General features: G+C 68.3%; 27 protein-coding genes and 3 tRNA genes. 16 read left to right on the forward strand and 14 right to left on the reverse strand.

The window, feature by feature from the left end:
* On the forward strand, positions 1-347 hold a 347-nt coding region (locus BSP109_RS06175), incomplete at its 5' end, for a transposase (RefSeq protein ID WP_180959628.1).
* Between the two features lie 25 nt (positions 348-372).
* Here the strand turns inward: BSP109_RS06175 and BSP109_RS06180 are convergent.
* Both BSP109_RS06180 and BSP109_RS06185 read right to left on the reverse strand, forming a co-directional pair.
* Entirely contained in the window at positions 373-795 is a 423-nt protein-coding gene (locus BSP109_RS06180; RefSeq protein ID WP_101599744.1) for a hypothetical protein, read from the reverse strand.
* A 247-nt stretch (positions 796-1,042) separates the two neighbouring features.
* Positions 1,043-1,118, reverse strand: a tRNA-His gene (locus BSP109_RS06185).
* Positions 1,119-1,473: 355 nt separating this feature from the next.
* Here BSP109_RS06185 and BSP109_RS06190 point away from each other — a divergent pair.
* From BSP109_RS06190 to BSP109_RS06205, 4 genes are all read left to right on the forward strand, one after another.
* Positions 1,474-3,354 carry a hypothetical protein gene (locus BSP109_RS06190; protein WP_101599745.1) on the forward strand — a complete coding sequence of 627 codons (1,881 nt, stop codon included), beginning with the start codon at positions 1,474-1,476 and terminating at the stop codon, positions 3,352-3,354.
* Positions 3,355-3,509: 155 nt separating this feature from the next.
* On the forward strand, positions 3,510-4,790 hold the full coding sequence (locus tag BSP109_RS06195) for a hypothetical protein (RefSeq protein WP_146001091.1): 1,281 nt from the start codon (positions 3,510-3,512) through the stop codon (positions 4,788-4,790).
* A gap of 100 nt (positions 4,791-4,890) precedes the next feature.
* Complete coding sequence (locus BSP109_RS06200; RefSeq protein WP_087007770.1) at positions 4,891-5,226, forward strand: hypothetical protein; 336 nt, start codon at positions 4,891-4,893, stop codon at positions 5,224-5,226.
* Positions 5,223-5,792, forward strand: coding sequence for an isochorismatase family protein (locus BSP109_RS06205; RefSeq protein ID WP_087007768.1), 570 nt, complete (start codon positions 5,223-5,225; stop codon positions 5,790-5,792). The genes BSP109_RS06200 and BSP109_RS06205 overlap by 4 nt, the downstream gene beginning before the upstream one ends.
* 100 nt (positions 5,793-5,892) lie before the next feature.
* On the opposite strand, the gene BSP109_RS17255 is transcribed toward BSP109_RS06205, so the two are convergent.
* Entirely contained in the window at positions 5,893-6,030 is a 138-nt protein-coding gene (locus tag BSP109_RS17255) for a putative transporter small subunit (protein ID WP_180959629.1), read from the reverse strand.
* 1 nt (position 6,031) lies between these two features.
* Positions 6,032-7,801 carry a sodium:proline symporter gene (locus BSP109_RS06210; protein WP_257944584.1) on the reverse strand — a complete coding sequence of 590 codons (1,770 nt, stop codon included), beginning with the start codon at positions 7,799-7,801 and terminating at the stop codon, positions 6,032-6,034.
* A gap of 544 nt (positions 7,802-8,345) precedes the next feature.
* On the opposite strand from BSP109_RS06210, the gene BSP109_RS06215 reads away from it, so the two are divergent.
* Positions 8,346-8,418: transfer RNA gene (locus tag BSP109_RS06215), tRNA-Lys, on the forward strand.
* Positions 8,419-8,511: 93 nt separating this feature from the next.
* Here the strand turns inward: BSP109_RS06215 and BSP109_RS06220 are convergent.
* On the reverse strand, positions 8,512-8,805 hold the full coding sequence (locus BSP109_RS06220) for a co-chaperone GroES (RefSeq protein ID WP_087008380.1): 294 nt from the start codon (positions 8,803-8,805) through the stop codon (positions 8,512-8,514).
* Positions 8,806-8,869: 64 nt separating this feature from the next.
* Positions 8,870-9,157, reverse strand: a complete 288-nt coding sequence (locus BSP109_RS06225) for a DUF3618 domain-containing protein (RefSeq protein WP_087008378.1) — start codon at positions 9,155-9,157, stop codon at positions 8,870-8,872.
* A gap of 133 nt (positions 9,158-9,290) precedes the next feature.
* Here BSP109_RS06225 and bcp point away from each other — a divergent pair, with 133 nt between their 5' ends.
* The gene (gene bcp, locus BSP109_RS06230) at positions 9,291-9,764 is read left to right on the forward strand and encodes a thioredoxin-dependent thiol peroxidase (RefSeq protein ID WP_179207147.1); all 474 of its coding nucleotides are present in this window, start codon (positions 9,291-9,293) and stop codon (positions 9,762-9,764) included.
* Between the two features lie 30 nt (positions 9,765-9,794).
* Positions 9,795-9,876: transfer RNA gene (locus tag BSP109_RS06235), tRNA-Leu, on the forward strand.
* Here the strand turns inward: BSP109_RS06235 and BSP109_RS06240 are convergent.
* On the reverse strand, positions 9,843-11,351 hold the full coding sequence (locus BSP109_RS06240; RefSeq protein WP_101599748.1) for a class I SAM-dependent methyltransferase: 1,509 nt from the start codon (positions 11,349-11,351) through the stop codon (positions 9,843-9,845). The genes BSP109_RS06235 and BSP109_RS06240 overlap by 34 nt on opposite strands.
* Before the next feature lie 68 nt (positions 11,352-11,419).
* Between BSP109_RS06240 and BSP109_RS06245 the strand changes: the two genes are divergently transcribed.
* Complete coding sequence (locus BSP109_RS06245) at positions 11,420-11,815, forward strand: universal stress protein (RefSeq protein WP_087007762.1); 396 nt, start codon at positions 11,420-11,422, stop codon at positions 11,813-11,815.
* Between the two features lie 106 nt (positions 11,816-11,921).
* Here the strand turns inward: BSP109_RS06245 and sucD are convergent, their stop codons facing one another.
* Both sucD and sucC read right to left on the reverse strand, forming a co-directional pair.
* Positions 11,922-12,821 carry a succinate--CoA ligase subunit alpha gene (gene sucD, locus BSP109_RS06250; RefSeq protein ID WP_087007760.1) on the reverse strand — a complete coding sequence of 300 codons (900 nt, stop codon included), beginning with the start codon at positions 12,819-12,821 and terminating at the stop codon, positions 11,922-11,924.
* A 25-nt stretch (positions 12,822-12,846) separates the two neighbouring features.
* On the reverse strand, positions 12,847-14,016 hold the full coding sequence (gene sucC / locus BSP109_RS06255) for an ADP-forming succinate--CoA ligase subunit beta (protein WP_087007758.1): 1,170 nt from the start codon (positions 14,014-14,016) through the stop codon (positions 12,847-12,849).
* Positions 14,017-14,268: 252 nt separating this feature from the next.
* On the opposite strand from sucC, the gene BSP109_RS06260 reads away from it, so the two are divergent.
* On the forward strand, positions 14,269-14,811 hold the full coding sequence (locus BSP109_RS06260; RefSeq protein WP_374700138.1) for a MarR family winged helix-turn-helix transcriptional regulator: 543 nt from the start codon (positions 14,269-14,271) through the stop codon (positions 14,809-14,811).
* 46 nt (positions 14,812-14,857) lie between these two features.
* Positions 14,858-15,622, forward strand: coding sequence for a hypothetical protein (locus BSP109_RS06265; protein WP_087007754.1), 765 nt, complete (start codon positions 14,858-14,860; stop codon positions 15,620-15,622).
* 71 nt (positions 15,623-15,693) lie between these two features.
* Here the strand turns inward: BSP109_RS06265 and BSP109_RS06270 are convergent, their stop codons facing one another.
* From BSP109_RS06270 to BSP109_RS06290, 5 genes are all read right to left on the reverse strand, one after another.
* Complete coding sequence (locus tag BSP109_RS06270) at positions 15,694-16,167, reverse strand: hypothetical protein (protein ID WP_087007752.1); 474 nt, start codon at positions 16,165-16,167, stop codon at positions 15,694-15,696.
* Positions 16,164-17,324: an adenosine deaminase gene (locus BSP109_RS06275; RefSeq protein ID WP_087007750.1), complete on the reverse strand. Its 1,161-nt coding sequence runs from the start codon at positions 17,322-17,324 to the stop codon at positions 16,164-16,166. Before BSP109_RS06275 ends, BSP109_RS06270 begins: the two co-directional genes overlap by 4 nt.
* Positions 17,325-17,404: 80 nt before the next feature.
* Positions 17,405-18,727, reverse strand: coding sequence for a BMP family ABC transporter substrate-binding protein (locus BSP109_RS06280; protein ID WP_180959630.1), 1,323 nt, complete (start codon positions 18,725-18,727; stop codon positions 17,405-17,407).
* Between the two features lie 16 nt (positions 18,728-18,743).
* A complete protein-coding gene (locus BSP109_RS06285; protein ID WP_087007747.1) occupies positions 18,744-20,009 on the reverse strand; it encodes an amidohydrolase in 1,266 nt (421 codons plus the stop codon).
* Positions 20,010-20,174: 165 nt separating this feature from the next.
* Positions 20,175-21,287, reverse strand: coding sequence for a mannose-1-phosphate guanylyltransferase (locus BSP109_RS06290; protein WP_180959631.1), 1,113 nt, complete (start codon positions 21,285-21,287; stop codon positions 20,175-20,177).
* Positions 21,288-21,600: 313 nt separating this feature from the next.
* On the opposite strand from BSP109_RS06290, the gene sdhC reads away from it, so the two are divergent.
* From sdhC to BSP109_RS06315, 5 genes are all read left to right on the forward strand, one after another.
* Positions 21,601-21,984, forward strand: a complete 384-nt coding sequence (sdhC, locus tag BSP109_RS06295; RefSeq protein WP_087007744.1) for a succinate dehydrogenase, cytochrome b556 subunit — start codon at positions 21,601-21,603, stop codon at positions 21,982-21,984.
* On the forward strand, positions 21,984-22,436 hold the full coding sequence (locus tag BSP109_RS06300; RefSeq protein WP_179207144.1) for a succinate dehydrogenase hydrophobic membrane anchor subunit: 453 nt from the start codon (positions 21,984-21,986) through the stop codon (positions 22,434-22,436). The genes sdhC and BSP109_RS06300 overlap by 1 nt, the downstream gene beginning before the upstream one ends.
* Positions 22,437-22,461: 25 nt before the next feature.
* Positions 22,462-24,222: a succinate dehydrogenase flavoprotein subunit gene (sdhA, locus tag BSP109_RS06305; protein ID WP_087007740.1), complete on the forward strand. Its 1,761-nt coding sequence runs from the start codon at positions 22,462-22,464 to the stop codon at positions 24,220-24,222.
* Positions 24,222-25,019: a succinate dehydrogenase iron-sulfur subunit gene (locus BSP109_RS06310; protein ID WP_087007738.1), complete on the forward strand. Its 798-nt coding sequence runs from the start codon at positions 24,222-24,224 to the stop codon at positions 25,017-25,019. Before sdhA ends, BSP109_RS06310 begins: the two co-directional genes overlap by 1 nt.
* Before the next feature lie 140 nt (positions 25,020-25,159).
* Positions 25,160-26,329, forward strand: a complete 1,170-nt coding sequence (locus BSP109_RS06315) for a D-alanyl-D-alanine carboxypeptidase family protein (RefSeq protein WP_101599752.1) — start codon at positions 25,160-25,162, stop codon at positions 26,327-26,329.
* The last annotated feature ends 4 nt before the right edge of the window (positions 26,330-26,333 follow it).

The raw sequence follows: 26,333 nt of genomic DNA on the forward strand, positions 1-26,333 counted from the left end.
TCGAGAAGCTGCCGCAGGTCGCCGAGCACCTCGATGCGGCCCGGGTGGACATCCTGGCCTTCACCACGTTCCCGAAGGACGTCTGGGCCCAGATCTGGTCGAACAACCCAGCTGAACGGCTCAACCGCGAGATCCGCCGCCGCACCGACGCCGTGGGGATCTTCCCCAACCGAGCTGCGATCGTGCGGCTGGTCGGAGCGGTGCTGGCTGAGCAGACCGATGAGTGGGCCGAAGGCCGCCGCTACCTCGGACTCGAGGTCTTGGCCCGTTGCCGACTCACGTCCGTCGAGACCACCGGAGGCGAGGTGAGCACCGACCCCGACCACGCCCTCGAACTCAGCGCCTGAGACCCCTCAGCGAAGGATCCAACCGTTACACCACTACACGGGACTTGACCGCGCCGACCGTCACGCCCGGCGCGGTGACTGCACCCGGCAGGCGATGCTCATCGAAGAGGTCGAGCGGCTGGTCGAGCGGCACTACGAGAAGGTGCAGATCAGTGCTGAGACTCGGCACGCCGTGGGGGCACATCTGCATGCCAAGTTCGACGCGCTCATGGCTTCGGAGTCGGACGCGCTGTCGGACCTGACGAAGGAACGGGCTCGGCTGGAGGAGGAGCAGGGCAAACTGCTTCAGGCACACTACGCCGGAGCGATCCCGCTGGACCTGCTGAAGAAGGAACAGGACCGCATCAGCGGCGGGCTGGAGACGATCAAGAACCGGATCGATGCCCACCACGACGAGTACGCCACGGCTCGCAACAACCTGGACGACTCGCTGAACCTGCTGGAGCACGCGGCCGACATCTACGCCCGCTGTGACGACGCGAACCGCCGACTGTGCAACCAAGCCTTCTTCACCAAGATCTACATCGAGGAAGAGGGAGAGGTCCGGGCCGGGTACGCCCGACCGTTCGACGCGCTGACCAGCCGCGAGGTCCAGGCAGATGCGCTGACCTGGGCGGACAACGCCCGGAACGAGAACGAGGTGCGAACCCCGCCCGAGGATGGCTCCTCGGGCGAAAGTTCACACCTCGCACATTTGGGGTGGCTAACGGGACTTGAACCCGCGGCCCCCGCGACCACAACGCGGTGCTCTACCAACTGAGCTATAGCCACCATCACTGCCTGCACGCAGGCAACAGAGAAGAGTTTAGACCCTCTCCCGGCCGTTCGCCAATCGAGGATCGCCCGATCCTGCAGCACTTCGAGTTTCACCGCACACGGTCCACACAGCGGACCTGACGCGTGATCCGGGACACCAGCGGTCCGCACAGCGGTGCACCAGACGCCGGGATCATCTGCGCCTGTAACTATTCGGACTCAGTGCGCCCGCGAGTGCTGTACCGAGTGATACACACTCCTAGACTGGACTGCGCTGCCGACGCGGGCGCTCAGAAGCATCCAGCGTTCTCAGTCCGCGTCACCGGAGAACGCACCACTACTGTTTTGGAGTCAGAGGGTCCCGACTGTCATGCATCATGCGAGCATCACCGTGGCGCCGGACCGCAGCGCCCAGGTGACGATCGCCGGCCAGAGCACGGAGCATCCGGATCTGGGGTCGGCGATGACGCAGCTGACCCTCTGGGCCCGTGAGACGTCTGCTGACGTCGCAGTGGCAATCTCCGACGGCACGACGCTTCGCTCGCTCACGATCGCCTCCACCGGGCAGGTGCTGGCAGGACCGCCAGGCTCCTCCTCCCCCACGGCCTCTCCCGACGATCGATCGGCACAGTCCGCAGAGTCCGCACAGCCGGCCAAACCGCGGACTGAACCCGCCGCCCAGCCCCGCAGCCACCCCCACATCCTGGAGGAGCCGGAGGCCGATGTCCCGACGCAGCCGCTCGCGGCACCGCAGTCGCCACCGGACACCGCACCTGCGGATGCGGGCGCGCCGGCTCCCGACTCGCAGGCGGATCCGGCACACCCGCCGGACGATGAAGGGCCTGCCTATCCCATCGGCACGCCGTTCTCGGGCCCTGCCGCTCCCCCGCCCACGTCAACGCCCCGACGCATCGATCGGGTCCCGTCAGGCGATTCCGCTCGCGCCCCCTCCCCGGCAGAGGCGGACAGGACTCCGGCTCGCAGCACGAACGGCACGGCCTCGGGCCCGACAAGCTCAGAGCGAGGTTCCGACCCTCACCGCGCCATGACGCGCCGGGCCGCCGCTCACCGCAGCGCATCGGCTCGCCGGAAGCGGAGCAGCGCCCGACTCACCGTCCCGAGCATCGTGCTGATCGCGCTCCTCGTCCTCGCCGCTGTCCTCTTCTTCCTGCCGAACTTCATCGGGACCCCCACGCCCGAGGATTCGGCTCCGGCGCAGAATTCGCAGGCCCCGACGCGCGCCCCCCTGACACAGGCGGAGGCGACCACGCCGGTGCCCGGGTTCACCTCCGACGCAGCGTGGGAGACCACCGTGCCGCAGAACGCGTCTGTGACTGCGACATCCCGCGGCGTCCTCGTGGTCGACGGCGACGAGGTCACGATCATCGACCCGTCCGACGGCTCAGAGCGATTCCAGGAGTCATACGACGGGTCCGTGACCTTCGCCGCAGAGACCACCGTGGACGGTCAGCCGGCCCTCGTCTGGCAGCACGACAGCACGGTGCAGGCCCTCCTCGACGGAGAATCCCGCCCCATCGAATACGAGCTGACCCCTGAGGCCCGTCTTTCCTCAGCAGGCACCGCCGTGCTGATCCGCGACGGGAACGCACTCAGCACTCTGGGGGAAGACGGCCTCGTCACTGTTCCGACACCCGCACCGGGCTCCACCCCGATGGCGCTGGACGGGGAGGAGCTGATCAGCTCACCGTTCAACGGCCCCCTGTCCCGAACGGACATCGACACCGGTGAGGAGACGGAGGTCGAGCTGGAGCAGCCCGGCGAAGGGCTGGAGATCAAGGAGTGGAAGTCCGCCGGTCACGGCCTCGCCATCAGCGTGTGGGGTGACCCCGGCGCCAGCACGAACAGCGGTCATCGACTCCAGCTCGTCGTCCACAGCCTGGACGACGGAGCTGTCGCATCGATCAACGAAGTCTCCAGCGCTGACATCGGCGACGCGGCGTGGACTCGCGGACAGGGATACTCACTCGCGTCGATCGGCCCCTACCTCTACGACCTCGACACCGGCCTGCTCGTGCTCGACGGCACGGATTCCGGCATGCAGTTCGGAGAGCCCCGCGGAGACCTGGTGCCGGGAACGATGGAGGGTCAGCCGGTCATCGCGGCCGGGCTGCTGTCCGACGCGCCGACCGCGTACTCGACCAACGCCGACCTCCTCGCCGTGACGGACGACGCGCGGTTCGCGATCACCCGCACGGGTGCCGACCGGATCACCGCATATCCTGCAGGATGACGTGGAACCCGGGATGATGTGCAACCGATCACTGCGATCCGCGACACGATCTCTGCGATTTGTACGAATTGTCCACGTGCTGATCGCGCCGACGCGCGACCCCTGGATAGGATGACAGGGTCGCTCAGGCTCAGCCGCCACAGAAGGTATTCCCCTTGGTCACACCCATGTTCGCACGCACGGCACTCTCCGCCGCCGTGACGGTCGCGCTCGTCAGCGCGCCCGCGACCCTTGGTGCGCCCGCCTTCGGACAGGTGACGGCCAGCGGGTTCACTGCGCCGGTTGGGTCGGACTCGTCGCCGGCACCCACAGCGACTGAGACGCAGAGCCCATCGCCGCGGCCGACTACCGACCCGGACGCCAGTCCCTCGCCGACCGACCAGCCGGACGACGACGAGACGCACGAGGCCGATGACGACGACGGTGACGGTGACGACCCGACGCTTCCGGACGGCGCGTACGCGGTCCAGAAGGCGGAGCGCATCGACACCTTCGCGCTCTACCAGGACGGAGTGGACGAGCCCTTCGTACTCGATGATTCTGACGACCGGCCCTTCGAAGCCGTGAGCAGAGATTCGGCCGACCAGAGTGACGATCGCATCATCATCCGCCTGCCAGACCCGGACAGGGATTTCGTCCTGCAGGAGGATACGGGCGCGCTCAACCTCGCCACCGAGGACGGTGACACCCCCTACAGGCCGGGCGAGAACGGCGAGGGCGATCGGACGTTCGAGTTCGACGTCGACGGCGGCACTGTCGGCGAGGTCACCGAAACGACGCCGGACGACGGCGAAGATGGCGGAGACGACGGAGGGGAAGGCTCACCGGAGCCGGAGGAAACCGAGGACCCCGAGCCCACACCGGACCCCACGGAGGACCCGACTCCCCCGCCGACCGAGGACCCCGAGCCCTCCCCGGCGCCGACTGAGCCCGATGACGGAGACGATTCCGGCGACCAGGGGAACGACGACGATTCCGGCGATGACGGCGGTACGGGCGACGACGGCTCGGATGAGAACGGCTCGGACGAGGACGGATCGGGGTCCGGCGAGCGTGACGACAGGGGCCTCACAGAGGACCCCTCGACAGGCAACGGCTCGGACAACGGCGATCGCCACGGTCCTCGTGAGTCCGCACCCGACGGGAACGCCGACTGGGTGCCGACCGGTCCGCAGCGCCCCGACTATTCCGATCCCGTCCCCCAGCCGCCCGGCACGGGCGAGGACGACGCGATCACCCCGGACGGCGAGGAGCCGACACAGCCCGGTGACGGAGACAACGGCGATGACGGATCCTCGGACGACGTCGCATCCGATTCCGCGTCCGAAGACGGCGACGGCGCAGGCATGCCGTGGCAGATCGGCGTCGTCGTCGCGATCGGCGCGGCCGCGATCGCCTTCATCCTCTTCGTGGCAGGTCGACGCCGCAGGGACTGATGCCCGGATGTCCCGTACCGTGTGAGGTGTGGGAACCGGATCCGTGTTCCTGTCCACTCAGGCGCCGCACACCCGGCGCCGCCGTCCGGAAGGGGACACTATGACCGCAAAGGGCACGTTCGTCTACGGCCTCGACAAGGAGAATTCGCTCGCACTGAGCTTTCCCGCGCACGAGGCCAGGACACTCGAAGTCGCACTGTTCGACGAGTTCGATCACGGCCGAGGTGTGCGTGTGACGTTCCACGTGATCATCGGGGGCGCGTCGGGATACCGGACCTTCTACCTCACGGCGTCGTCGCCGCTCCACTTCGCCTACGTCGACCAGGACGAGGTGGCACCTGACGCGCAGTTGCTCGAGCGCTTCCGCACTGCGATCGCGGAGAAGCGCGCGCTGCACTTCCCCGTCGAGCGGATGCCGGAAGAGGTCGAGGCGTGACGACGGGCGCAGCACTGCTCGTGGTCGACGTGCAGAACGACTTCACGGAGGGCGGTGCGCTCGGCGTGGACGGCGGCGATGCAGTCGCCGCCGGCGTCACCCGCCTGCTGCGGGACAGCGGATCCGACTACGACCTGATCATCGGCTCCCGTGACTGGCACGACGCCGATGGCGACAACGACGGCCACTTCGCCACCGGAGAACCGGACTTCGTCTCGACCTGGCCGGTGCACTGCGTCGCAGGGACCTCGGGAGCGGAGTACGACCCGGAACTCGACACCGCACCGCTCACCCACCACGTGAAGAAGGGGCAGGGCGCACACGGCTACTCCGCGTTCGACGGGGTGACCGACGACGGAACCCGGCTGGCCGACCTGCTGGCCGGCACGCAGCGGCTGGACATCGTCGGCATCGCGACCGACCACTGCGTCCGCGCCTCGGGCCTGGACGCACTCGACCACCTCGCAGAGGTGCGCATCCTCACGGACCTCGTCGCCGGGGTGGGCGAGGACTCCTCCCGCGCAGCACTGGACGAGCTCGCGGCGAAGGGCGCCACCCTCGTCTGATCTGCGCCGGATCTCCAGCCTCCGTAGCACATCCCACCACATGAGGGCGGGGCGCCACAGATCTCTGCGGCGCCCCGCCCTCCTGTGCGGTCAGCCCGGGTCAGACGAGGTCGATCCCCTCGTCCCGCGCTTCCTTCCACTCCTGGACGAAGGCGCGGCCGATGACGATCATCACGATCGCCACCAGGACCGGCCACACGAGGGTGTACGCGGTGAGTGCGACTATTCCTGCGCTCATGTCAGTTGTCCTCCTTCGTCGGACCGGTCGCCGATCCTCCACGGCTCTGCGGGGCGTCGTCGATCGCCACTGCGGTGCGGCCTGCTGCTCCACGAGGTGCGACTGAGGCCTCTGCCACAGCCGTCTCCTCATCCTCGGCCTCGTCGAAGTCACCCGTGCGCTTGCGGATGAGCGAGAAGTCGAAGTCGTCCTTCTGGCGGAAGGACATGAAGTAGCAGACGAGCGTGCTCACCGCGTAGGCGACGAGCGATGCGCTCAGCGTCGCGTAGTCATGCAGGAACCCGATGACGAACGGGGCCGACAGCAGGAACGCCGCGGCCGCGACGATCTTCGCCACGCGCAGTCCGAAGAACCCGAACGACATGAGGCCCAGGATGACGGCGATGCCGACGGCCGACAGGATGTCGACGAGGATTCCGACGGGCCCGACGAGCGGGATCAGCTCGAACCGCACCGGGATGAAGATCACGAGCGCTGCGATCACAGCGGTGGTGAACGCCTTATTGGTGACCTTGCCCCAGTAGAAGCTGGCTAGCACGGGGAACACGAGTGCTCCCCAGAGCGCGCCGACGAACACGAGCAGGTCGAGGATGTTCAGCTGCAGGCTGGCGAATGCGACTGCGACCGCGGATGCCAGGACCATCGTCAGACGACCGATGAACAGCATCGTCTTGGGGTTCGCCTTCTCCTTGCCTGCGACGTTCTGGCCGTAGATGTCGGCCATCATGATCGAGGACAGGGCCGCGAGGTCCGAGTCCGCCGTCGACGACAGAGCGCCGATGATCATGACGAAGAACAGCGCGAGCAGGATGCCCGGGAGGTAGCTCGCGGCCATCTCCGGGATGATGTTGTTGACGTCGCCGTTGGTGGGTTCGAAGCCCAGGTAGAGCGCGAGCACACCGATCATGCCGACGCCGATCACCATGGCGCCGTACCCGACGGTCGCTGTGATGAACGTGGGCTTGATGAGGTCCTCGCGCACGGCGAAGAGGCGCTGCGCGATCGTCTGATTGCCGATCGCGTAGGCCAGCACGGCGGCGATGTAGGGAGCGCCCTGACCCAGGAAGGCCTCACTGGAGAAGAAGTTGCCCTGCGCGGGTGTGAGGTTCGCAGATCCCGTCTCGAACGCGGCGGGGAAGCCCGCGGCGAAGAAGATGAACGGCACGATGATCGCGACCGCCCCCAGCATCGCCATGACCTGGATGAAGTCCGTGAGCACGGAGGCGCGGAAGCCCGACCACAGCGTGTAGAGCAGGACGCCCGCGGCGACCGCGAGGACACCCTGGATGAAGTTGAACGGTGACAGCATCGAGATGAGCACGCCGCCCGCGATGAAGTTCGACATGAGGCTGATGACGCTGCCCACCACGTTGGATCCCGCGAGCATGAGCTGGCTCGAGCGGCCGTGGCGCGCGTGCATGACCTCCGCGATGCTGTGCGCCTTGGGGGCGACACTGCGGATGCGCTTGCCGAAGGGGTAGATGAAGAGGATCATCAGGGCACCCCAGAGCCCGTAGTGGATGGGACCGGAGATCCCGTACTCGTAGCCGGATGCCGCGGATGCGTACATCGACGAGGCCCAGATCCAGGTCGCGGTCATACTCGCGGCAGAGATGCCGAAGCCGATCTTGTTGCCGGCGGTCATGTACTCGTCGGCGTTCTCGTTCTTCTTCCGGATGCCCCGCGAGATCGCGTAGGTGCCTCCGTAGAAGAGGACGAGCAGCAGTACGACGGTCACGGCGCCGAACTGCACAGCAGAGGAGTCATTCATGCGCCACCTCCCTTTCGACGTTGGGTGAGAAACTTGCGCACCCGGGGGTTCCCGGCTGCGGTCAGGTCCTGCACGTCCCGTCCCGCGGGGGCGTAGATCCGCGGAAGGTCATCTAGCGACGCGCAAATGCCCCTCGCTCGATCAATCACATCCCTTCGCATTCGTGCCGACCCACTCGTGTGGACGGCTTCCGGTTCGGACATGCCCGACGGCGCCAGGGCAGGGTGGAGCCACTGTGTGAAGACACACGACCGCCCTGGTCTCTGAGGTGCGGGGCCGGCGCCAAGGGCGTGGCTCTACAGCGCGTCACCGCCTGGAGCTCTCCGACTCAAGCTGTCGCGGGCGTATCCGCCGCGACGCAACCATCATCCGAACTGTGAACCGCCTGAGAGTCGGCTCACAAACGGATACACTACCACGCTCCCGAACAGGCCCCGACAGGTGTCTGCAAGCTCCCTCCTCGTGACGCCCACCACTCTTCCGTGACAAGGCGGGATCCGAGTTGGAAGTGGCCCACCGGATATGTATAGTTATCTCTCGTTGCGCACCTCTAGCTCAATTGGTAGAGCAACTGACTCTTAATCAGTGGGTTCCGGGTTCGAGTCCCGGGGGGTGCACAGAAGAAGGCCCGTCACCAGGTTCCATACCTGGTGACGGGCCTTCGCCATGTGCGGGTGCGCAGCGCCATTGGTCTGCGCGACGACCACTGCCTAGAGATACATGCCGGTCGACTCGTCGTCGTCAGGCTCTGCGATCGCATGGACGTCGCGCTCACGCAGCAGCAGGTACGCGGTGGCGTCGATCTCCACCTCAGCGAGCTCCTCCGGGTCGAACAGGATCGAATCGCCGACCTCGACCTGTCGCACCAGCGGGCCCGCAGCTGCGACGACACCCCACGCCAGCCTCCGGCCGACGGCAGCCGTCGCAGGGATCACGATGCCCGCGGACGACTTCCGCTCCCCCGAATCCTTGTCCGGCTGGACCAGCAGACGGTCGTGGAGCATCCGTATCCGCACGACCGGTGCCGCGTCCGCCACCGGGGTGCTGCCCGGCGCAGCGTCCGTCGGATCAGCCACGCTTGCTGCGGGTGGCGAAGAATCCGATCGTCGCGACGGTGACGAGCAGGACTCCTCCGGCCAGTGCCAGACGGTCCACCTTGGGCTGGCCCTCTTCGTCGATGACCACGGACTTCGCGGAATCCGCGGCGCGTGCGGTCAGCGCCTTCGGGTGCAGTCGCCCGACGAGCTCGTCGATGCCGGCGGCAAGGCGCTGTTCGCGCAGCCGGATCGATTCGGAGAGCTGGTCGCGCGAGGCATTGTCGACGGTCACTTCAGAGGTGTACACGTTGCTGGACATGCGCTCACTTCCTCACAGGCGATGGTGTTCGCGGCGCGGCATGCGCCTTCGAGATCCGAGCCTACCGCGTCCGCGGCCCCCAGTAGGGTGGGAGGCACATCGACACACACACTCTTCAGAGGAGAGCACACCCATGACGCGCTTCGAGCCCGGCGACACCGCACCTGATTTCACACTGCCGGACGCACAGGGGAACGACGTCAGCCTGTCCGACTTCCGCGGATCCCGCGTCGTCGTGTACTTCTACCCCGCCGCGATGACACCCGGCTGCACCACGCAGGCATGCGACTTCCGCGATTCCCTGGATGCGCTCACGGCGCAGGGCATCACAGTGCTGGGGATCTCCCCCGACAAGCCGGAGAAGCTCGCGCAGTTCGCCGAGCGCGACGGGCTCACCTTCCCCCTGCTGTCCGACGCGGACAAGTCCGTCATGACCGCGTGGGGGGCGTTCGGCGAGAAGAAGAACTACGGCAAGGTGGTCCAGGGCGTCATCCGCTCGACGGTCGTCGTCGACGGTGAGGGCACAGTCGAACTCGCGCAGTACAACGTCCGCGCGAAGGGCCACGTGGCCCGTCTCCGCACGCAGCTGGGCATCGACGACGACTGACCGTCCGCTCCGCTGTAGAATCACCGGAGCGCGCGTGTGGCGGAATAGGTAGACGCGCTGGATTTAGGTTCCAGTGTCTCAGGACGTGGGAGTTCGAGTCTCCCCACGCGCACTTCCGGGCTTCGTCCCGGATACGACGGTGAAGCGACGGTCCCGCGCCCACTGCTCCACATCGCTGAAGCGGTGCTGGAGGTGGGACCGGTACCGCAGGTGCGAGTTGTAGACCACGATCAGTCGTCCGCCGGGCCTCAGCAGAGCGGCCGCGGCATCGATCAGATCGTGTGCGATGTCCGTCGTCATGCTCGTCCCATCGTGGAACGGTGGGTTCAGCGTCACGAGATCGAATGAGCCCTCGGCGAAGGCCGCGGGATCCTCCGAATCCTCGCCGTCTGCGCTGGCCGTGCGGTCCCCGTCGTCGTCCGCCTGCCATGGCAGCGGGCCCGTGGCGTCCGCATGCAGGACCACCGCAGGCTCCTCTCCCGCCCGTACAGACGCGGCGGTGAGCACGGTGGACTCCACCGCCGCCCTCGAATCATCGACACCGAAGAGCGACGCGTGCGGCAGGAGCGAGCCGACCGCTGCGAGCAGCCAGCCGTTCCCGCTCCCGAGGTCCAGGACCCGCACGCGGGCAGACGGACCTGTCCGTCCGTCCCCGCTGGCGGGGGCCAGCCCGGGCAGTCGCCGTGCGAGGGCATCGACGAGGATCCGGGAACCGGGATCTGCGCTCGCACCTCCGAAGGCACCGGGGAAGGCGCTCACCAGGATCTCCGGCACGCCCGGCGCGGGCGATGGCGCCGCATTCTGGACCGGGACCCGTGGACGGCTGATCGCCGCCGGATGCGCGGCTGTCGACGCACTGGCGACGGACTGGGACTTCTTCGGACCGGTGGCGATGAGCAGTCGTGACTTCGCCCGACCCGGTGACACGTCGACGCGTTCGTACGATTCGGCGAGGAGCCGGTTCAGCGACGGGCTCATGTGCTTCTCCCGGCCGACGACCACGACCTCGGCCGCGAGGGTCTCCACCAGCCGCAGCTGCTCCCTCAGGACGGCGATGTGCTTGGAGGCATGCACCACGACGTGCAGCCGCGTCGGCTCATGTGCGAGCGCCGCTACGGCCTCGGCAGCGGTGTCATGGAAGCCGACCGTCGACCGCACAGCGTCCGGCAGGGCCTCCACGGCCCGGCGGCAGGCGTGCACGGCGGATGCGGAGTCCGTCGCGACGGCCGTGGCGTGCGAGCCTGCCGTGGCGTGCGCGCCCGTGAGTGCAGCGACGAGGGTGAGGCTCCCATCGGGATCGTCCAGGACCGCGGTGGACACGGCGGCATCGGTCGCCTGTGCGGTCCGGTCGTGGGCGACCTCGCGATCGAGGGCGGCGACCTCGCCTGCAGCGGCGCCGGCATCGCCCACCGGACGACCGGAGACGTCGAGGTCACCGGCGGCACGACCGACCAGGTACTCCTCGAGGATGCGGGCATCCGAATGGCCCTGCGGCCAGTCGGCCGACCAGCGGGCCAGCACCGCGTCGGCATCGGCCAGACGTCGGTGGGAGGCAGAATCGTCGTCCGACAGCAGAGACCGGGGCATGACCGAGAGTCTACGTGCTTATAGGCTGAAGCCAGATCGACCGAAGAACGTACTCATAGGAGAGCAGCATGACTATCCTCGTCGGTTTCACCCCCACCCCGGCGGGCCGCGCAGCCGTCGACTTCGCCATCGAAGAGGCGCAGGTCCGCGCGACGAAGCTGCTGGTCGTCAACGCGGGGATCGGGGAGCAGCGCGAAGAGGCCGGAGTCGCAGCCGGGAAGCAGATGGACCAGGTGCGCTTCACCCTGGAGAACTCCGGCGTGGACTTCGAGCTCGTGCAGCATCTGCGCGGCAACGACGCGGCAGAGGAGCTGCTTGCGCTGGAGGACGAGCACCCGGAGATCAGCATGATCGTCATCGGCTCGCGGAAGCGCTCCCCCGTGGGCAAGCTCTTCATGGGATCGACCGGGCAGCGGGTCATCCTCGGCTCGTCGGTCCCCGTCGTCGCGGTCAAGGCCCCCTGAGGCCGACCGCGCACACGGCGAAGGCCGCGGAGCACCCTGGGGTGTTCCGCGGCCTTCGCCGTGTGCTGGGGCGGCACCGCTCACGCGGTGTTTCCCCAGCGGGAGGTCACGCTCCGATCAGCTCGCGGAGCAGCTGAGCGGTCTCCGTGGGGGTCTTGCCCACCTTGACGCCCGCGGCCTCGAGGGCCTCCTTCTTCGCTTCCGCGGTGCCGGACGAACCGGACACGATCGCGCCGGCGTGCCCCATCGTCTTGCCTTCCGGAGCGGTGAAGCCCGCGACGTAGCCCGCGACGGGCTTCGTGACGTTCGCCTTGATGAAATCGGCTGCGCGCTCCTCCGCGTCGCCGCCGATCTCACCGATCATGACGATCGCCTCGGTGTCCGGATCCGCCTCGAACGCCTCGAGTGCGTCGATGTGGGTGGTGCCGATGACCGGGTCCCCGCCGATGCCGATCGCGGTGGAGAAGCCGAGGTCCCGCAGCTCGTACATCATCTGGTACGTCAGCGTGCCCGACTTCGACACGAGGCCGATCTTGCCGGCCTTCGTGATGTTCGCCGGGATGATGCCCGCGAGCGCTTCGCCGGGGGTGATGACGCCGGGGCAGTTGGGGCCGATGATCCGGGTCTTGTTGCCCAGCTCGGTCGCATGCGCCCACAGCGCGGCGGAGTCCTGGACCGGGATGCCCTCGGTGATGATGACGAGCATGCCGATGCCCGCGTCGATCGCCTCGAACGCCGCATCCTTGGAGAATGCCGGCGGCACGAATGCGACGGACACGTCTGCGCCGGTCTTCTCCATCGCTTCTCCGACGGAGCCGAACACGGGGAGCTCGATGTCCGCGCCGTTCGCATCCTTGTGCGTGACGGTCGTGCCGGCCTTGCGCGCGTTCACACCGCCGACGACATCGGATCCGGCCGCGAGCATGCGGGCCGTGTGCTTCGTGCCCTCACCGCCCGTGATGCCCTGGACGATGATCTTGGATTCCTTCGTGAGGAAAATCGCCATAGTTCTGTTCAGTCCTTTCGAGGGCTCAGCGGCTCGCCGCGAGCTCGGCTGCCTTGTCGGCTCCGCCGTCCATGGTGTCGATCTGGGTGACGAGAGGGTTGTTCGCCTCGTCCAGGATGCGGCGTCCCTCCTCGACGTTGTTGCCGTCGAGGCGGACGACCAGCGGCTTCGTCGCGGAATCGCCCAGGATCTCGAGCGCCTTCACGATGCCGTCTGCCACTGCGTCGCACGCGGTGATGCCGCCGAACACATTCACGAAGACGCTCTTGACCTGGTCATCGCCCAGGATGACGTCGAGGCCGTTGGCCATGACCTCTGCCGATGCGCCGCCGCCGATGTCCAGGAAGTTCGCCGGCTTCACGCCGCCGTGGTCCTCACCGGCGTACGCGACGACGTCGAGCGTCGACATGACGAGGCCCGCGCCGTTGCCGATGATGCCGACCTCGCCGTCGAGCTTCACGTAGTTGAGGTCGAGCTTCTTCGCCTTGAGCTCCAGCGGGTCCTCTGCGTCGAGATCGCGCAGCTCCGCGTGGTTCTCGTGGCGGAACTCAGCGTTCTCGTCGATCGAGACCTTGCCGTCGAGCGCGATGATGTCGCCGGCGCCGGTCTGGACGAGCGGGTTCACCTCGACGAGCGAGGCGTCCTCACCCTGGAAGACGTCCCAGAGCTTCTGGAAGACGGGGACGAGCTTGTCCGTCGTCTCCGCGTCGAAGCCCGCCGCCTGAGCGATCTCGCGGGCCTTCGCCTCGTCGATGCCGGTCAGCGGATTCACCGGAACCCGCGCCAGGTCGTCCGGGCGCTCGACGGCGAGCTGCTCGATGTCCATGCCGCCCTCCTTGGAGCACATGGCCAGGTACGTGCGGTTGGCACGGTCGAGCAGGATGGAGAAGTAGTACTCATCCGCGATGTCCGCGCCTTCGGCGATCATGACCCGCTTGGTGACGTGTCCCTTGATGTCGAGGCCCAGGATCTCCTCCGCACGCTGTGCGGCCTCATCCGGGTTGTGCGCGAGCTTGACTCCGCCTGCCTTGCCGCGACCGCCGATCTTCACCTGCGATTTGACGACGACGGTGCCGCCGCCCAGTGCCTCCGCACCCTTCTTCGCGTCCTCCGGGGTGTCTGCGACCTTCGCCTGGAGCACGGGGACTCCGTGCTCCTCGAAGAGGTCACGCGCCTGATACTCGAAAAGATCCACGTGTCATTCCTTCGTGTGTTGTGACACCGACGGGCACCGCATGCATGCGACCGCGCCGGGTTCCATCTGTGTGTCGACGTCAGAGGGTCTAACCCGGAACTCAGTCTAGACCTCTTGAGGGTCGCACGAGTGTGGGAATGGCTACAGCCGCGTGAGCGCTGCGGGGAGTCGGCGTCGCGGCAGGCGGAGCGGAAGCGCCCGACGGCGATCACTCTCGCACAAAGAATCTTGACCTCAAGGTATCCTTGCCGCATGCATGAGGAAATGGACGAGGTCGACCGGATCGTCGCCGCCTGGCGCGATGTGCGTCCGGACATCGACGTCGCGCCCATGGAGGTGCTCTCCCGCGTCACACGCCTCTCCCGTCAGCTGGACCGCAGGAGGAAGGCGGTCTTCGCCTCCCACGGGCTGGAGACGTGGGCGTTCGACGTCCTCTCCTCACTGCGACGAGCAGGCGATCCCTACCAGCTGTCGCCCTCCGCACTCACAGTCGAGCTCCTCGTCACCTCCGGCACGATGACCAACCGCATCGATCGGCTGGCGAGCGCCGGCTGGGTGTCGCGCCAGCGCGATCCTGCAGATCGCCGCGGAGTCCTCGTGAGGCTCACGGCCGCCGGTCGGCAGAAGGTCGACGACGCGCTCTCCGACTTCCTCGATCTCGAAGCGCAGATGCTCAAGGCGCTCGATGAGGACGAATGCTCATCCCTCGCCGACTCGCTGCGCCACCTCGTCGTGAGCGTCGAAGCGGTCGTGCCCGGCGCCGGTTCCGCGGAACCGGAAGAATACTCCGCGTAGACTGGCCGGGATCGTCCTCCTCTTCCCCGACCCGAGGATCCTTCTCATGTCACGTGCCATGCCGTTCCGCAGTCGCGCCGGGTCCCGTACAGCCCTTTCCATCGCCGGCATCAGTACCGCCGTCCTGGTCACCGGCTGCCAGGTGGTCGACGCCGAGCGCCCCGTCGAAACGCCCTCCGTGTCTGCCGAGGACGTGACATCGGTGCCCACGCCCTCCGACCTCGACGTCACGCCGGTCATCGATGTGAGCCCGGGCGGTCCGCAGGAGACGGACCCCGTCTGGCAGGGCCTCGCGCAGGCCGTCGAATCCGGTACTGACGCGTACGTGCACGCCTGGGTCCACACGTACCAGGAGGTGCCGGAGGACGGCGAGGCCACGCTCACCCCCGACACGCCGGACAGCGTGAGCATCACCGTCGACGACGCATCCGCCATCACGGAGGGCCAGTCGGGCTTCTACCTGCTCGATGCGACCGTGGAGGTCGAGCAGCTGGGAGGCTCCGCCTTCTCCCTCACCGTGGTGGATACGGAGACGCGGTCGGATCTGCTCCCCCAGGGCCCGGATGACGAGGCCCGCTGCACTGCAGACGACGCGAACGATCGGATCCAGGCCGCATCGCAGGTCCTCGCCGATGTCATCCGCGAGGACGACGCCGAGCAGCGCGAGCAGCTGCGCCTCCAGTGGGGCGCCTCGCCCGCGGTCTGGTGGGGCATCCAGCGCACGGGCTCCGCGCTGGCAGACACGGACGGCGAGTCAGCGGGCGACTTCCTGCTCGAGGCCTGCGAGCCGTACCTGAGCGACGAGGGCTGAGCGCCCCCGGTCAGCCACCGATGCGGCGCCTCCGAGCCGACCGGACGGGCGAACCAGCAGTCCGCCCCCGGTCACCAGCGCTTGGGCGGCGGTGCCGGCGCTGACGGATGCGCCATGTAGTACGCGATCGAGACGTCGAACGCGCGGATGACGGACGGCGTGAACAGCGCGATGACGCAGGCGACCGCGGGCACGATCGCCGCGGCGGCCAGCAGCGGGCCGCCGCCGAACGTCGAGATCCCGAAGAGCGCCTGCAGAAGCTGCCACGCGATGGTCGCCGGACGGGACCAGCGGTGCATGGACCACAGGGATCTGACGACCACGAGCAGCCCGATGCCCAGGATCGCGAACATCACGCACAAAGCGATCAGCGACGTGCCCAGTTCACCGCCGGTCCCCGACATGACGAGGAACGCGACGGCGGATCCCAGCAGGACCAGCGCCTCGAGCAGCACGACGCCCATCGCCACATAGAGCGGGCCGGGCCTGCGCGGGAGGGCGTCCGGCGCTCCCGCCGCCTGCGAGGACGAAGCGGATCCCGTCACAGGTGCGCCCGGGAGAAGCCGGGGACCAGCTGCTCGTCGATGATCGCCTCGCGGACTCCGTACGGCAGGAACGCGGACCCCAGCGCGGTGACCGTGACCCATTCCAGATCGTCGATGGTCCACCCCGCCTCATCGACGAGCAGCCGCATCTCACGGGTCACGCTCGTCGCCGACATGAGGCGGTTGTCCGGATTGACCGTGACGGCGAAGCCCAACTCCTTCAGCCGGGTGACCGGGTGGTCCGCGATCGAGGTCGCCGCGGCCGTCTGCAGGTTCGACGAAGGGCACAGCTCCAGCGGCACCTGCTGGTCGAGCAGCCACGCTGCGACGCGCCCCATCTCCGGGGCCGTCTCCACTCCGTCGCCGTCCACATCGCCCATGACGCCGTCGACGGCCGCGGCCGCCGCCCACTGCGCGAAGTCGTCTGTGATCCGCACGCCATGGCCGATCCGCTGTGCGTGGCACACGTGGATCGCCCCATGGATCGACTCGACTCCGTCGGCTTCGCCGGCGTGGATCGTCACGGGGAAGCCCGCACGGTGCAGCATGTCGAACGCTTCGAGATGGGCGGCCGGGGGGAAGCCCGCCTCCGGTCCGGCGATGTCGAAGCCCACGACCCCCGCGTCGCGGTGGCGCAGCGCCAGCTGGGCGATCTCCTGCGACCGGTCGGCCTGGCGCATGGCGGTCACGATCTGACCGGCGCGGATCGACTTGCCCGCCTGTGCCGCGAGGGCGGTGCCCTCGTCGATGCCGGCCTGCACGGCCTCGACCGCGCCGTCGAGCGTCAGCCCGCCGCGCAGGTGCTGCTCCGGGGCCCACCGCGCTTCCGCGACGACGACGCCGTCGGCCACCTGGTCGAGCACCCATTCGCGCGCGACCCGCGTGAGCGCCGGAGCCGTCTGCATGACGGCGAGCGTCTGGTCGAAGGTCTCGAGGTAGCGGGGCAGGTCGCCCGAATCAGCGGACTCGGAGAACCACGCACGCAGCGCCTCCGGGTCCGTCGTGGGCGGCTCATGGCCCGCCTCCGCCGCCAGCTCGACGATCGTCGCGGGTCTCAGACCGCCGTCCAGGTGGTCATGGAGTGACACCTTCGGCAGGTTCAGGATGGGGTCATCGGCGTCGACTCCTGCAGGAGTCGGAAAGAGTTCAGGATCCACGCCCTCAGACTACCGGAGGCGCGCATCTGCTCCATCCGTCTGCGTCACCCGTCTCCACCCGTCGGCGTCACCTTTCGGCCTCACTCCTCGTCGGCCTCGTCCTGCTCCTCGTCGAGCCGCTCCCTCTCATCCGCGAGCGCGCGTCCCAGACCCGTGATGGATCCGAGCACCCCGTCGCTCGCGACGACGGCGACTCCGCCGTTGTCCAGGTCGCCGACCGCACGGCGGGCGCGCACCTCGAGCCCGCCCACGAGCTCCGGGACTGCCTCCCGGACGTCCTCGTCCGAATCGTCCGCCGGGCCCCCCGCTGTTCCCGCAGCGGAGTCCGCGCCGGGCTCCGCGCTGCGCACGAGGCCCTCCGGCTCCTCCCCCTCACCCGGCCAGCCGGTGAGCACGGCCCTCATCCCGAGTCCGACGTCCGGGATGATCGAGGCGACGACCTGGTTGCGCACGGGACGAGGGAGGGTCTTCGACCCGTCCGATCCGTACCAGATGAGGACGGGCAGATCTTCGTCCTCCGCCGAGGTCCCCACGGGATCCTCTCCGGACTCCCGGTCGCCCGTGCTCTGGTCGTCGGCATCCGCAGCGTCGTCTCCTGCTGCGGCGTCGGCCTCGTCGTCTTCGTCGTCCTGCGACTCGTCGGCTTCCGCCGCCTCCTCTGCGAGCTCGTCGATGTGCTCCGCGACGCCCTGGGGCGAGGCCGATCCGAAGGGCACGAGCACGTCCGCACCGTCGGCCGCCGCGGACTCGGCCCATTCGACTCCCGCGGAGGTCGTGTCGTCCAGGGTACGCACTTCGATAGCGCCCTCATCCACGACCGTCACGTCGCCGTCGGCCTCGTCGGCGCGGGCGTCCACGCCTTCGTCGAACGCGGCGAGCAGCTCCGCGCCCTGGAACTGCCCCTTGGCCGTGGAGACGGCGACGGTGCCCGTGCGCGTGGCGCTCGCAGCCGCGTACCCGGCCAGGTACGCCGACTCACGCAGGTCGAAGTCGACGGTGAGGACGTTGTCGGGCTGGCCGGCATCCGTGCCGGGCCCCACCGCGAGGAACGCGCGGTCCGGGTTGTCGGCGGCGACCTGTGACAGGGCTCCCGCACCACCGGGGCCCACGAGCACGCTGAGTGTGCAGCCGTCGGCCGCGAAGCGCTCGAGCGCCGCCTGCGTCTGCGCCGCCGTGCTCACGCGCTGCGAGCTGGTGGTGTCCACGACGCCCTCGTTCGCCGCGGTCCGCACCTCGTCCAGGACGGCCGCACCCATGCCCGCATCGGCGAAGCCGGCAGGCGCTGACACCGCGCACGCGGAGGTGCGCACGATCCCGGTGGGCTCGTCGACTGCGCCACCGCAGCCGGAGACCCCGAACCCCATGGCCAGGAGGCCGGCAGTCGCCCCGAGCCTCAGGCGCACGCTCCGCGGCATCGGTTCACACCCGTCCCGAGCTCGACGGGTCGGCGAACGGTTCCGCTGCTCCCGCATCGTCCGCGATCGCACGCAGCGCGATCGCGCACAGGACACGGGCACCGGCGGCGATCGCGCGTTCGTCGATCACCAGGTCGCCCTGATGGAGGTCGTAGGTCCGCCCGCCCGGAGTGCGGGTGCCCAGGCGGATGAGCGCGCCGGGAGTGTGCGCCAGGTACCACGCGAAGTCCTCGCCGCCCATCGACTGCGGGGTGAGCTGGACGGATTCCGGACCCAGGACCTCGCGCACGGCGGCCTCCGCGAGCGACACCTCGGGCTCCGTATTCACGACGGGAGGCACCCCGCGGCGGTGGTCCAGATCGACCTCGACCCCGTACGGCCCGGCGATCCGGTCGACCAGGTCGGGCAGGACCTCGGCGACCTGGTTCCAGCCGTCCACGTCCAGGCAGCGCAGCGTCCCGGTCAGCAGGCCCGTGCTGGGGATCGCGTTCGGGGCGTGCCCGGACTCGATGTGCCCCCAGACCAGCGAGATCGCATGCCGGGGATCGATGAGGCGCGACAGGGTCGCCGGCAGATCGGTGGCCAGCCGGCTCAGGGCGTAGACGAGGTCCTCCGTCAGGTGCGGGCGGGACGTGTGCCCTCCGTGCCCGTTCAGACGGATGATGACGGTGTCTCCCGCCGCGGTGATCGGGCCGATCCGGGAACCCACGCTCCCCACGTCGACGTTCGGATCGCAGTGCAGTGCATACGATCTCCGCACGCCCTCGAGGACGCCCTCTCCGATCATCGTGAGGGCACCGCCGGGCGTGACCTCCTCGGCCGGCTGGAACACCAGGCGGATCGTCGCACCCAGCCCGCCGGGCGTCTCCCGATGCAGGCGGTCCAGCGCCAGCCCCGCACCCAGCAGGGCCGCGAGGTGGACGTCGTGACCGCAGGCGTGTGCGACCTCGGGCACGGTCGATGCCCAGTCGAGGCCCGTGAGGTCGTCCAGGGGCAGCGCATCGATGTCCGCACGCAGCACCGCGGACACGGGCCCCTCCCCCACATCGCAGATCAGACCCGTGGGGGTGACGAACTCCGGAACGAGGCCCGCCGCACGGAGTCGGTCGGCGATCACACGGGTCGTGCGGTGCTCCTCGAACGACAGCTCCGGGTGCGCGTGGATGTCCCGACGGAAGGCGATCAGCTCGTCATCGAACTCCGCGAGGATGCTCTCCGCACTGTGTGCCTCCGACTTCTCGATCGTCACGTACGCCCTCTTCCCGCTCATTCCAGTCCCTTGCGCAGCGCGTGCACGGCGGGGCAGCCGCGATTCGTGCGGCTGGGCCCCGAGTCTACTTCCGCCGCTGCCCGCACCTGTCCGGGCCCGTTCCCCTTCGAGGAGCTCGTCTCAGAGGAACTCGTCTCAGAGGACTTCTCCTCAAAGGACTTCCCCTCAGAGGAGTTCGTCGCGGCCCGCCTCCCTGACGCGGGCGACGACCTCCTTCACCTGCTGCGCGTATGCGCGCGACGTCACGAGCACCGCATCGTCGGTGTCGACGACCACGAGGTCCTCGACGCCCACCAGCGCCACGAGCCGCCCGGTCTCGGAGATCACGACCCCGCGTGATTCGACATCGACCACATCCACGCCCTCCCCGATCGCGGAGACCCCGTGGACCTCGCCCGGGACCGGCTGGCGCAGCTTCGCGACGGAGTCGAAGTCGCCCACGTCGTCCCAGCCGAAGTCCCCGGGGACGACGATGACGCGGCCCGCAGCGGCGGCGGGCTCCGCGACCACGTAGTCGATCGCCTTCTTCTCCAGGGTCGGCCAGACCTCGGACTGGACCGCATCGCGGTCGGGCGTGTGCCAGGCGTCGACGATCCGCGTGAGCCCCGCATGGAGAGCGGGCGCCTGCTCCTCGAGCAGCTCCAGGAGCACCGCAGCGCGCATGATGAACATGCCGGCGTTCCACCGGTAGCCGCCCGAATAGGCGTACGTGCGCGCGGTGGCCGCATCGGGCTTCTCGACGAAAGCGGCCGCGCGCCGGGCCGTGGGTGCATCGGGGATCCGCAGCAGATCGCCGGTCTCGATGTATCCGTACGACGTCGCCGGATAGGTGGGAGTGATCCCGATCGTCACGATGTCCCCCGTTGCGGCCGCGGCGGCCGCCGCCTGCTCGACGACGGACAGGAACTCCCCCGTGTTCGTGATCGAGTGATCCGCGGAGAACGATCCGATGACCGCGTCCGGGTCCTCACGGTGGATGAGCATCGTCGCGAGCCCGATCGCGGCCGCGGAGTCCTTGGGGGACGGTTCCGCGACGACGCGGTCGCTGAGCAGATCGGGCAGCTGCTCCCTCACCGCATCCACATGTCCGCGCCCCGTGACGACCCAGGTGCGCTGAGGGGCGGCCAGCCCGACCGTCCGCTCCCACGTCGACTGGAGCAGCGTGCTGCCCGTGCCCAGGATGTCGTGGAGGAACTTGGGACGGGCAGTGCGCGACACCGGCCAGAGCCGCGTGCCGGATCCTCCCGCGGGGATCACGGCGTGGAAGTTCTCGATCATCCCGCCCATTCTTCTCCACGCGCCACTCCTCGCGCACCCCAACACACCGGGGTCGGGCGACTGGCCGCGATGGCCCCAGACGCGCAGAAGCGGTCAGAGACGACGCGATGCGACACGTATTGCGACATGGGAGTGTTCGCTAATAGTCAGCTGAAACGAATCCTCTCGAGGTGCGGGACGCGCGTACCACTCATTCACAGGAAAAATGGAGACTGTGAGAAGCTCGTGGGACCGGCGATTGGCGCAGTCCGTCGTCGCGGCGTACTTTTCAACGAGTACACAACCGTCCGCAATCCACACTGGAGGATGCCCCGTGGCCAAGGCCTCAACAGGCACTCTGTATCGCGGAAGAGAAGGCATGTGGTCATGGGTCCTGCACCGTGTGACCGGCGTCGGCATCTTCTTCTTCCTGCTGGTGCATGTGCTCGATACAGCACTCGTTCGCGTGTCCCCCGGGGCCTACAACGCAGTCATCGACACGTACAAGTCCCCGCTCATGGCGTTCGGTGAGGTCGTTCTCGTCGGAGCGATCGCCTTCCACGCATTCAACGGACTCCGCGTCGTCGCCGTCGACTTCTTCAAGGGCGGCACCAAGCACCACAAGACACTCTTCTGGGTCGCGATGGGCCTCTGGCTCGTCGTCATGGTCGGCTTCCTGTGGCGTCACATCCCGAACTCGCTGGGAGGAATCCTCTGATGAGTGCCCCCACCATCCCCGCACCGCGCGCCGGATACCAGCGGTCCAAGGCCAAGGGCTCCGGCTTCGAGCTGGGCGCCTGGCTGTTCATGCGCCTGTCCGGCGTCATCCTGGTCGTCCTGATCTTCGGCCACCTCATCGTCAATCTCTGGATGGGCGACGGCGTGCACCAGCTCGACTTCGGCTTCGTCGCCGGCAAGTGGGCCAGCCCGTTCTGGCAGATCTGGGACCTCACCATGCTGTGGCTCGCGATGGTCCACGGCACGAACGGCGTCCGCACGATCATCCTCGACTACGCGGAGCGCCCCGGCACGCGCCTGACGCTGCAGTTCGTCCTCTACGTGGCATCCGCCGTCGTCATCGTGCTCGGCACGCTGGTCATCTTCACGTTCGAGCCGTGCCCTGCCGGGGCGGACCCGAGCCTCCTCCCCAAGTTCTGCGAAGCCCTCTGAGGCTTCCAAAGGAGTTCTGACACCTATGCAGGTACATGAGTACGACGTCGTCATCGTCGGTGCCGGCGGCGCCGGCATGCGCGCGGCCATCGAATCGGGTCAGCGCGCGCGCACTGCGGTGCTGACGAAGATCTACCCGACCCGGTCCCACACCGGCGCAGCGCAGGGCGGCATGTGCGCGGCGCTCGCGAACGTCGAGGAGGACAACTGGGAGTGGCACACCTTCGACACCGTCAAGGGCGGCGACTACCTCGTCGACCAGGACGCTGCGGAGGTCATGGCGAAGGAAGCCATCGACGCGGTCCTCGACCTCGAGAAGATGGGTCTCCCCTTCAACCGCACGCCCGAGGGGAAGATCGACCAGCGTCGCTTCGGCGGCCACACCCGTGACCACGGCAAGGCACCGGTCCGCCGCGCCTGCTACGCCGCTGACCGCACGGGCCACATGATCCTCCAGACGCTCTACCAGAACTGCGTCAAGCACGGCGTCGAGTTCTACAACGAGTTCTACGTGCTCGACGTCCTCATGACCGAGGTCGACGGGGTCAAGAAGGCCGCCGGCGTCGTCTCCTACGAGCTCGCGACCGGTGAGATCCACGTCTTCCGCGCGAAGTCCGTCGTGTTCGCCACCGGCGGGTTCGGCAAGATCTTCAAGACGACGTCGAACGCACACACCCTCACGGGCGACGGAGTGGGTGTGGCCTACCGCCGCGGCATCCCGCTCGAGGACATGGAGTTCTTCCAGTTCCACCCCACGGGCCTCGCCGGCCTGGGCATCCTCCTTTCGGAGGCGGCCCGCGGTGAGGGCGGCGTGCTGCGCAACGTGGACGGCGAGCGCTTCATGGAGCGCTACGCCCCCACGATCAAGGACCTGGCTCCGCGTGACATCGTCGCCCGCTCGATGGCGAACGAGGTCCGCGAGGGCCGCGGCTGCGGACCCAACAAGGACTACGTCCTCCTGGACCTCACGCACCTCGAACCGGCGCACATCGACGAGAAGCTCCCGGACATCACGGAGTTCGCCCGCACGTACCTGGGCGTCGAGCCCTACACGGAGCCCGTCCCCGTGTTCCCCACCGCGCACTACGGCATGGGCGGCATCCCGACCAACATCGAGGCAGAGGTGCTCTCGAACAACACGAACGTCGTCCCCGGCCTCTACGCGGCGGGCGAGACGGCGTGCGTGTCCGTGCACGGGTCCAATCGACTGGGCACCAACTCGCTGCTGGACATCAACGTGTTCGGCAAGCGCGCCGGGATCGGTGCGGCGAAGTTCGCGGAGACCGCAGTGCTGCCGGAGCTGCCGGAGGATCCGGCGGCGTACGTCGTCGACATGATCGAGACGCTGCGCACGTCCGACGGACCGGAGCGCATCGCGGACATCCGTCGCGACCTGCAGGAGACGATGGACGCGAACGCCCAGGTGTTCCGCACGGACGAGACGCTCCGCAAGGCGCTGGACGACATCGGCGCCCTGCGCGAGCGCTACAAGAACATCGGCATCCAGGACCGTGGGAAGCGCTTCAACCTCGACCTCCTCGAAGCGGTCGAGCTGGGCTTCCTGCTCGAGATCGCCGAAGTCGTCGCGGTCGCCGCGATCCACCGCAAGGAATCCCGCGGCGGTCACTTCCGTGAGGACTTCCCGGACCGCGACGACGAGAACTTCATGCAGCACACGATGACCTACAAGGATCCGGAGACCGAGTCCGAGGGAATCCCCGGCATGCGGCTCGAATGGAAGCCCGTGGTCATCACCCGTTACCAGCCGATGGAGCGTAAGTACTGATGGCAGACACCACGCAGACCGCAGAGCCCGCATCCAAGGTCGACCTCCCCGCCCACCTGGGCGGCGGGGGCGGCGGCGAGATCCCGTCCTTCGACGTGACGTTCCGGATCGCGCGCTTCGACCCTGAGCAGGACCAGGCAGAGCACTGGGAGGACTACACCGTCACGATGTACGGCACGGATCGCGTGCTCGACGGCCTCCACAAGATCAAGTGGGACATCGACGGCTCGCTGTCCTTCCGCCGTTCGTGCGCGCACGGCGTGTGCGGCTCCGATGCCATGCGCATCAACGGCCGCAACCGCCTGGCCTGCAAGACGCTGCTGAAGGATCTCAACACGGACAAGCCGGTCACCGTCGAGGCGATCAAGGGACTTCCGCTGGAGAAGGACCTCATCGTCGACATGGAGCCGTTCTTCCAGTCGTACCGCGAGGTCATGCCGTTCCTCATCACGTCCGGCAACGAGCCCACGCGTGAGCGCCTCCAGTCGCAGCACGACCGGGCGATCTTCGACGACACGACCAAGTGCATCCTGTGCGCATCGTGCACCACGTCCTGCCCGGTCTACTGGACCGACGGCCAGTACTTCGGTCCCGCGTCGATCGTGAACGCCCACCGCTTCATCTTCGACAGCCGCGACGACGGCGGAGACATGCGCCTCGAGGTCCTCAACGACCGCGAGGGCGTGTGGCGCTGCCGCACGACGTTCAACTGCACCGACGCATGCCCCCGCGGCATCCAGGTGACGCAGGCGATCGCAGAGGTGAAGCAGGCGCTGCTCACACGCAGCCTCGCGTGAGCTGAGCTGTGAGCTGATCCGAGCTGATCCGAGGCACGGTGGTCGCAGACGCACAGAGCTGACCACAGCCACACTCGCGGCGGGGGGGGCTCCCCACGGTCGTGGAGACTCCCCCGCCGCGTTCGCGTTAGGCTGTCGCCGTGCTTCCTCTCCCCACCCGCTCCCCTGCGGCCGCTCTCGCCGCAGTCGTCGCGCTGGTTCCCGCCCTGGTCGTCGGCCCCTCGGTGCTCACCGCGCCGGCGATCGCCCAGCCGGAGCCGACCCCGACCGCCGTCTACGACCCCGGTCCGCTGACAGACGGATCGCCGGCGCCCAAACCGTCAGCGGAGGCATGGATCGTCGCGGACATCGACACGGGAGAGGTCTTCGCCTCGCACGAACCGGATCTGCAGCACGCGCCCGCCTCGACCATCAAGCTGCTGTCCGGGCTGGCGCTCGTCGACGAGCTCGACGACCCGGAGCACATGCACGAGGCGACGTACGAGGACATGCTGGTCGACGGGACCAAGGTCGGGCTCGTGCAGAAGAACGAGTACTCGATCGACGACCTCTTCCACGCGATGCTGATGTCGAGCGCCAACGACGCCGCGCACGCCCTCGCCGACGCCGCGGGAGGGCAGGACGAGGCCGTCGACCTCATGAACGCCAAGGCGGAGGAGCTCCAGCTCACCGGCACGCAGGCGTGGAACACGTCGGGGCTCGACGAGGACGACCAGGTCACGACCGTGGAGGATTTGCTGCGCATCGGCCGGGCGGTGCTCGAGGACGACTACCTCATGGACGTCATCTCGGAGACCGAGTACGACTTCCCCGGTGCCACGAACCCGGACACGGGCGAAGAGCTGTCCGGCTACCCGATCCAGAACCACACGCGGATCGTCGGTGAGGTGGAGGGCGGCCTCGGTCTCAAGAACGGCTACACGAGTGCTGCCGGCGGGTCGTTCGTCGCCGTGGTCGAGCGCGACGACCGTCGACTCGCATCCGCTGTGCTGGGCGGCGAGACGATGACGCGCGACGCGGCGATCGACCTCATCGACTGGACCTTCGCCCAGTCGTCACCGGAACCGGTCGGCACGATGTCGTTCGAGACCGCCGCCGAGGCCGCTGAGACGGCCGCTGCGCAGGCACCCGCCGCAGCGGAGTCGACCGACGACGCAGCCGTCGCTGCGGACGCGGCCGGTGCCGCGGAGGCCGAGGGCGGAGCACCCGGTCTGCCGCTCATCCTGCTGGCATGCGGGATCGGGCTGGGAGCCGTCACCGCCCTCGCGCTCGTGGTGCGCGTGCGCAGGGATCGCAGGCAGCGGGACTGACGCC

Source organism: Brevibacterium sp. Mu109 (assembly GCF_900169375.1).
Lineage (GTDB): Bacteria > Actinomycetota > Actinomycetes > Actinomycetales > Brevibacteriaceae > Brevibacterium > Brevibacterium yomogidense_A.

Excerpts from the sequence above, each read along its gene's own strand:
- BSP109_RS06190 (WP_101599745.1), top strand. The coding sequence starts at position 1,474 with ATGCATCATGCGAGCATCACCGTGGCGCCGGACCGCAGCGCCCAGGTG.
- BSP109_RS06200 (WP_087007770.1), top strand. The coding sequence starts at position 4,891 with ATGACCGCAAAGGGCACGTTCGTCTACGGCCTCGACAAGGAGAATTCG.
- BSP109_RS17255 (WP_180959629.1), bottom strand. The coding sequence starts at position 6,030 with ATGAGCGCAGGAATAGTCGCACTCACCGCGTACACCCTCGTGTGGCCG.
- BSP109_RS06210 (WP_257944584.1), bottom strand. The coding sequence starts at position 7,801 with ATGAATGACTCCTCTGCTGTGCAGTTCGGCGCCGTGACCGTCGTACTG.
- BSP109_RS06220 (WP_087008380.1), bottom strand. The coding sequence starts at position 8,805 with ATGCTCCACGACCGTCTGCTGGTCCAGCCGGACAAGGATTCGGGGGAG.
- BSP109_RS06225 (WP_087008378.1), bottom strand. The coding sequence starts at position 9,157 with ATGTCCAGCAACGTGTACACCTCTGAAGTGACCGTCGACAATGCCTCG.
- bcp (WP_179207147.1), top strand. The coding sequence starts at position 9,291 with ATGACGCGCTTCGAGCCCGGCGACACCGCACCTGATTTCACACTGCCG.
- BSP109_RS06240 (WP_101599748.1), bottom strand. The coding sequence starts at position 11,351 with ATGCCCCGGTCTCTGCTGTCGGACGACGATTCTGCCTCCCACCGACGT.
- BSP109_RS06245 (WP_087007762.1), top strand. The coding sequence starts at position 11,420 with ATGACTATCCTCGTCGGTTTCACCCCCACCCCGGCGGGCCGCGCAGCC.
- sucD (WP_087007760.1), bottom strand. The coding sequence starts at position 12,821 with ATGGCGATTTTCCTCACGAAGGAATCCAAGATCATCGTCCAGGGCATC.
- BSP109_RS06260 (WP_374700138.1), top strand. The coding sequence starts at position 14,269 with ATGCATGAGGAAATGGACGAGGTCGACCGGATCGTCGCCGCCTGGCGC.
- BSP109_RS06265 (WP_087007754.1), top strand. The coding sequence starts at position 14,858 with ATGTCACGTGCCATGCCGTTCCGCAGTCGCGCCGGGTCCCGTACAGCC.
- BSP109_RS06285 (WP_087007747.1), bottom strand. The coding sequence starts at position 20,009 with ATGAGCGGGAAGAGGGCGTACGTGACGATCGAGAAGTCGGAGGCACAC.
- BSP109_RS06290 (WP_180959631.1), bottom strand. The coding sequence starts at position 21,287 with ATGATCGAGAACTTCCACGCCGTGATCCCCGCGGGAGGATCCGGCACG.
- BSP109_RS06300 (WP_179207144.1), top strand. The coding sequence starts at position 21,984 with ATGAGTGCCCCCACCATCCCCGCACCGCGCGCCGGATACCAGCGGTCC.
- sdhA (WP_087007740.1), top strand. The coding sequence starts at position 22,462 with ATGCAGGTACATGAGTACGACGTCGTCATCGTCGGTGCCGGCGGCGCC.
- BSP109_RS06310 (WP_087007738.1), top strand. The coding sequence starts at position 24,222 with ATGGCAGACACCACGCAGACCGCAGAGCCCGCATCCAAGGTCGACCTC.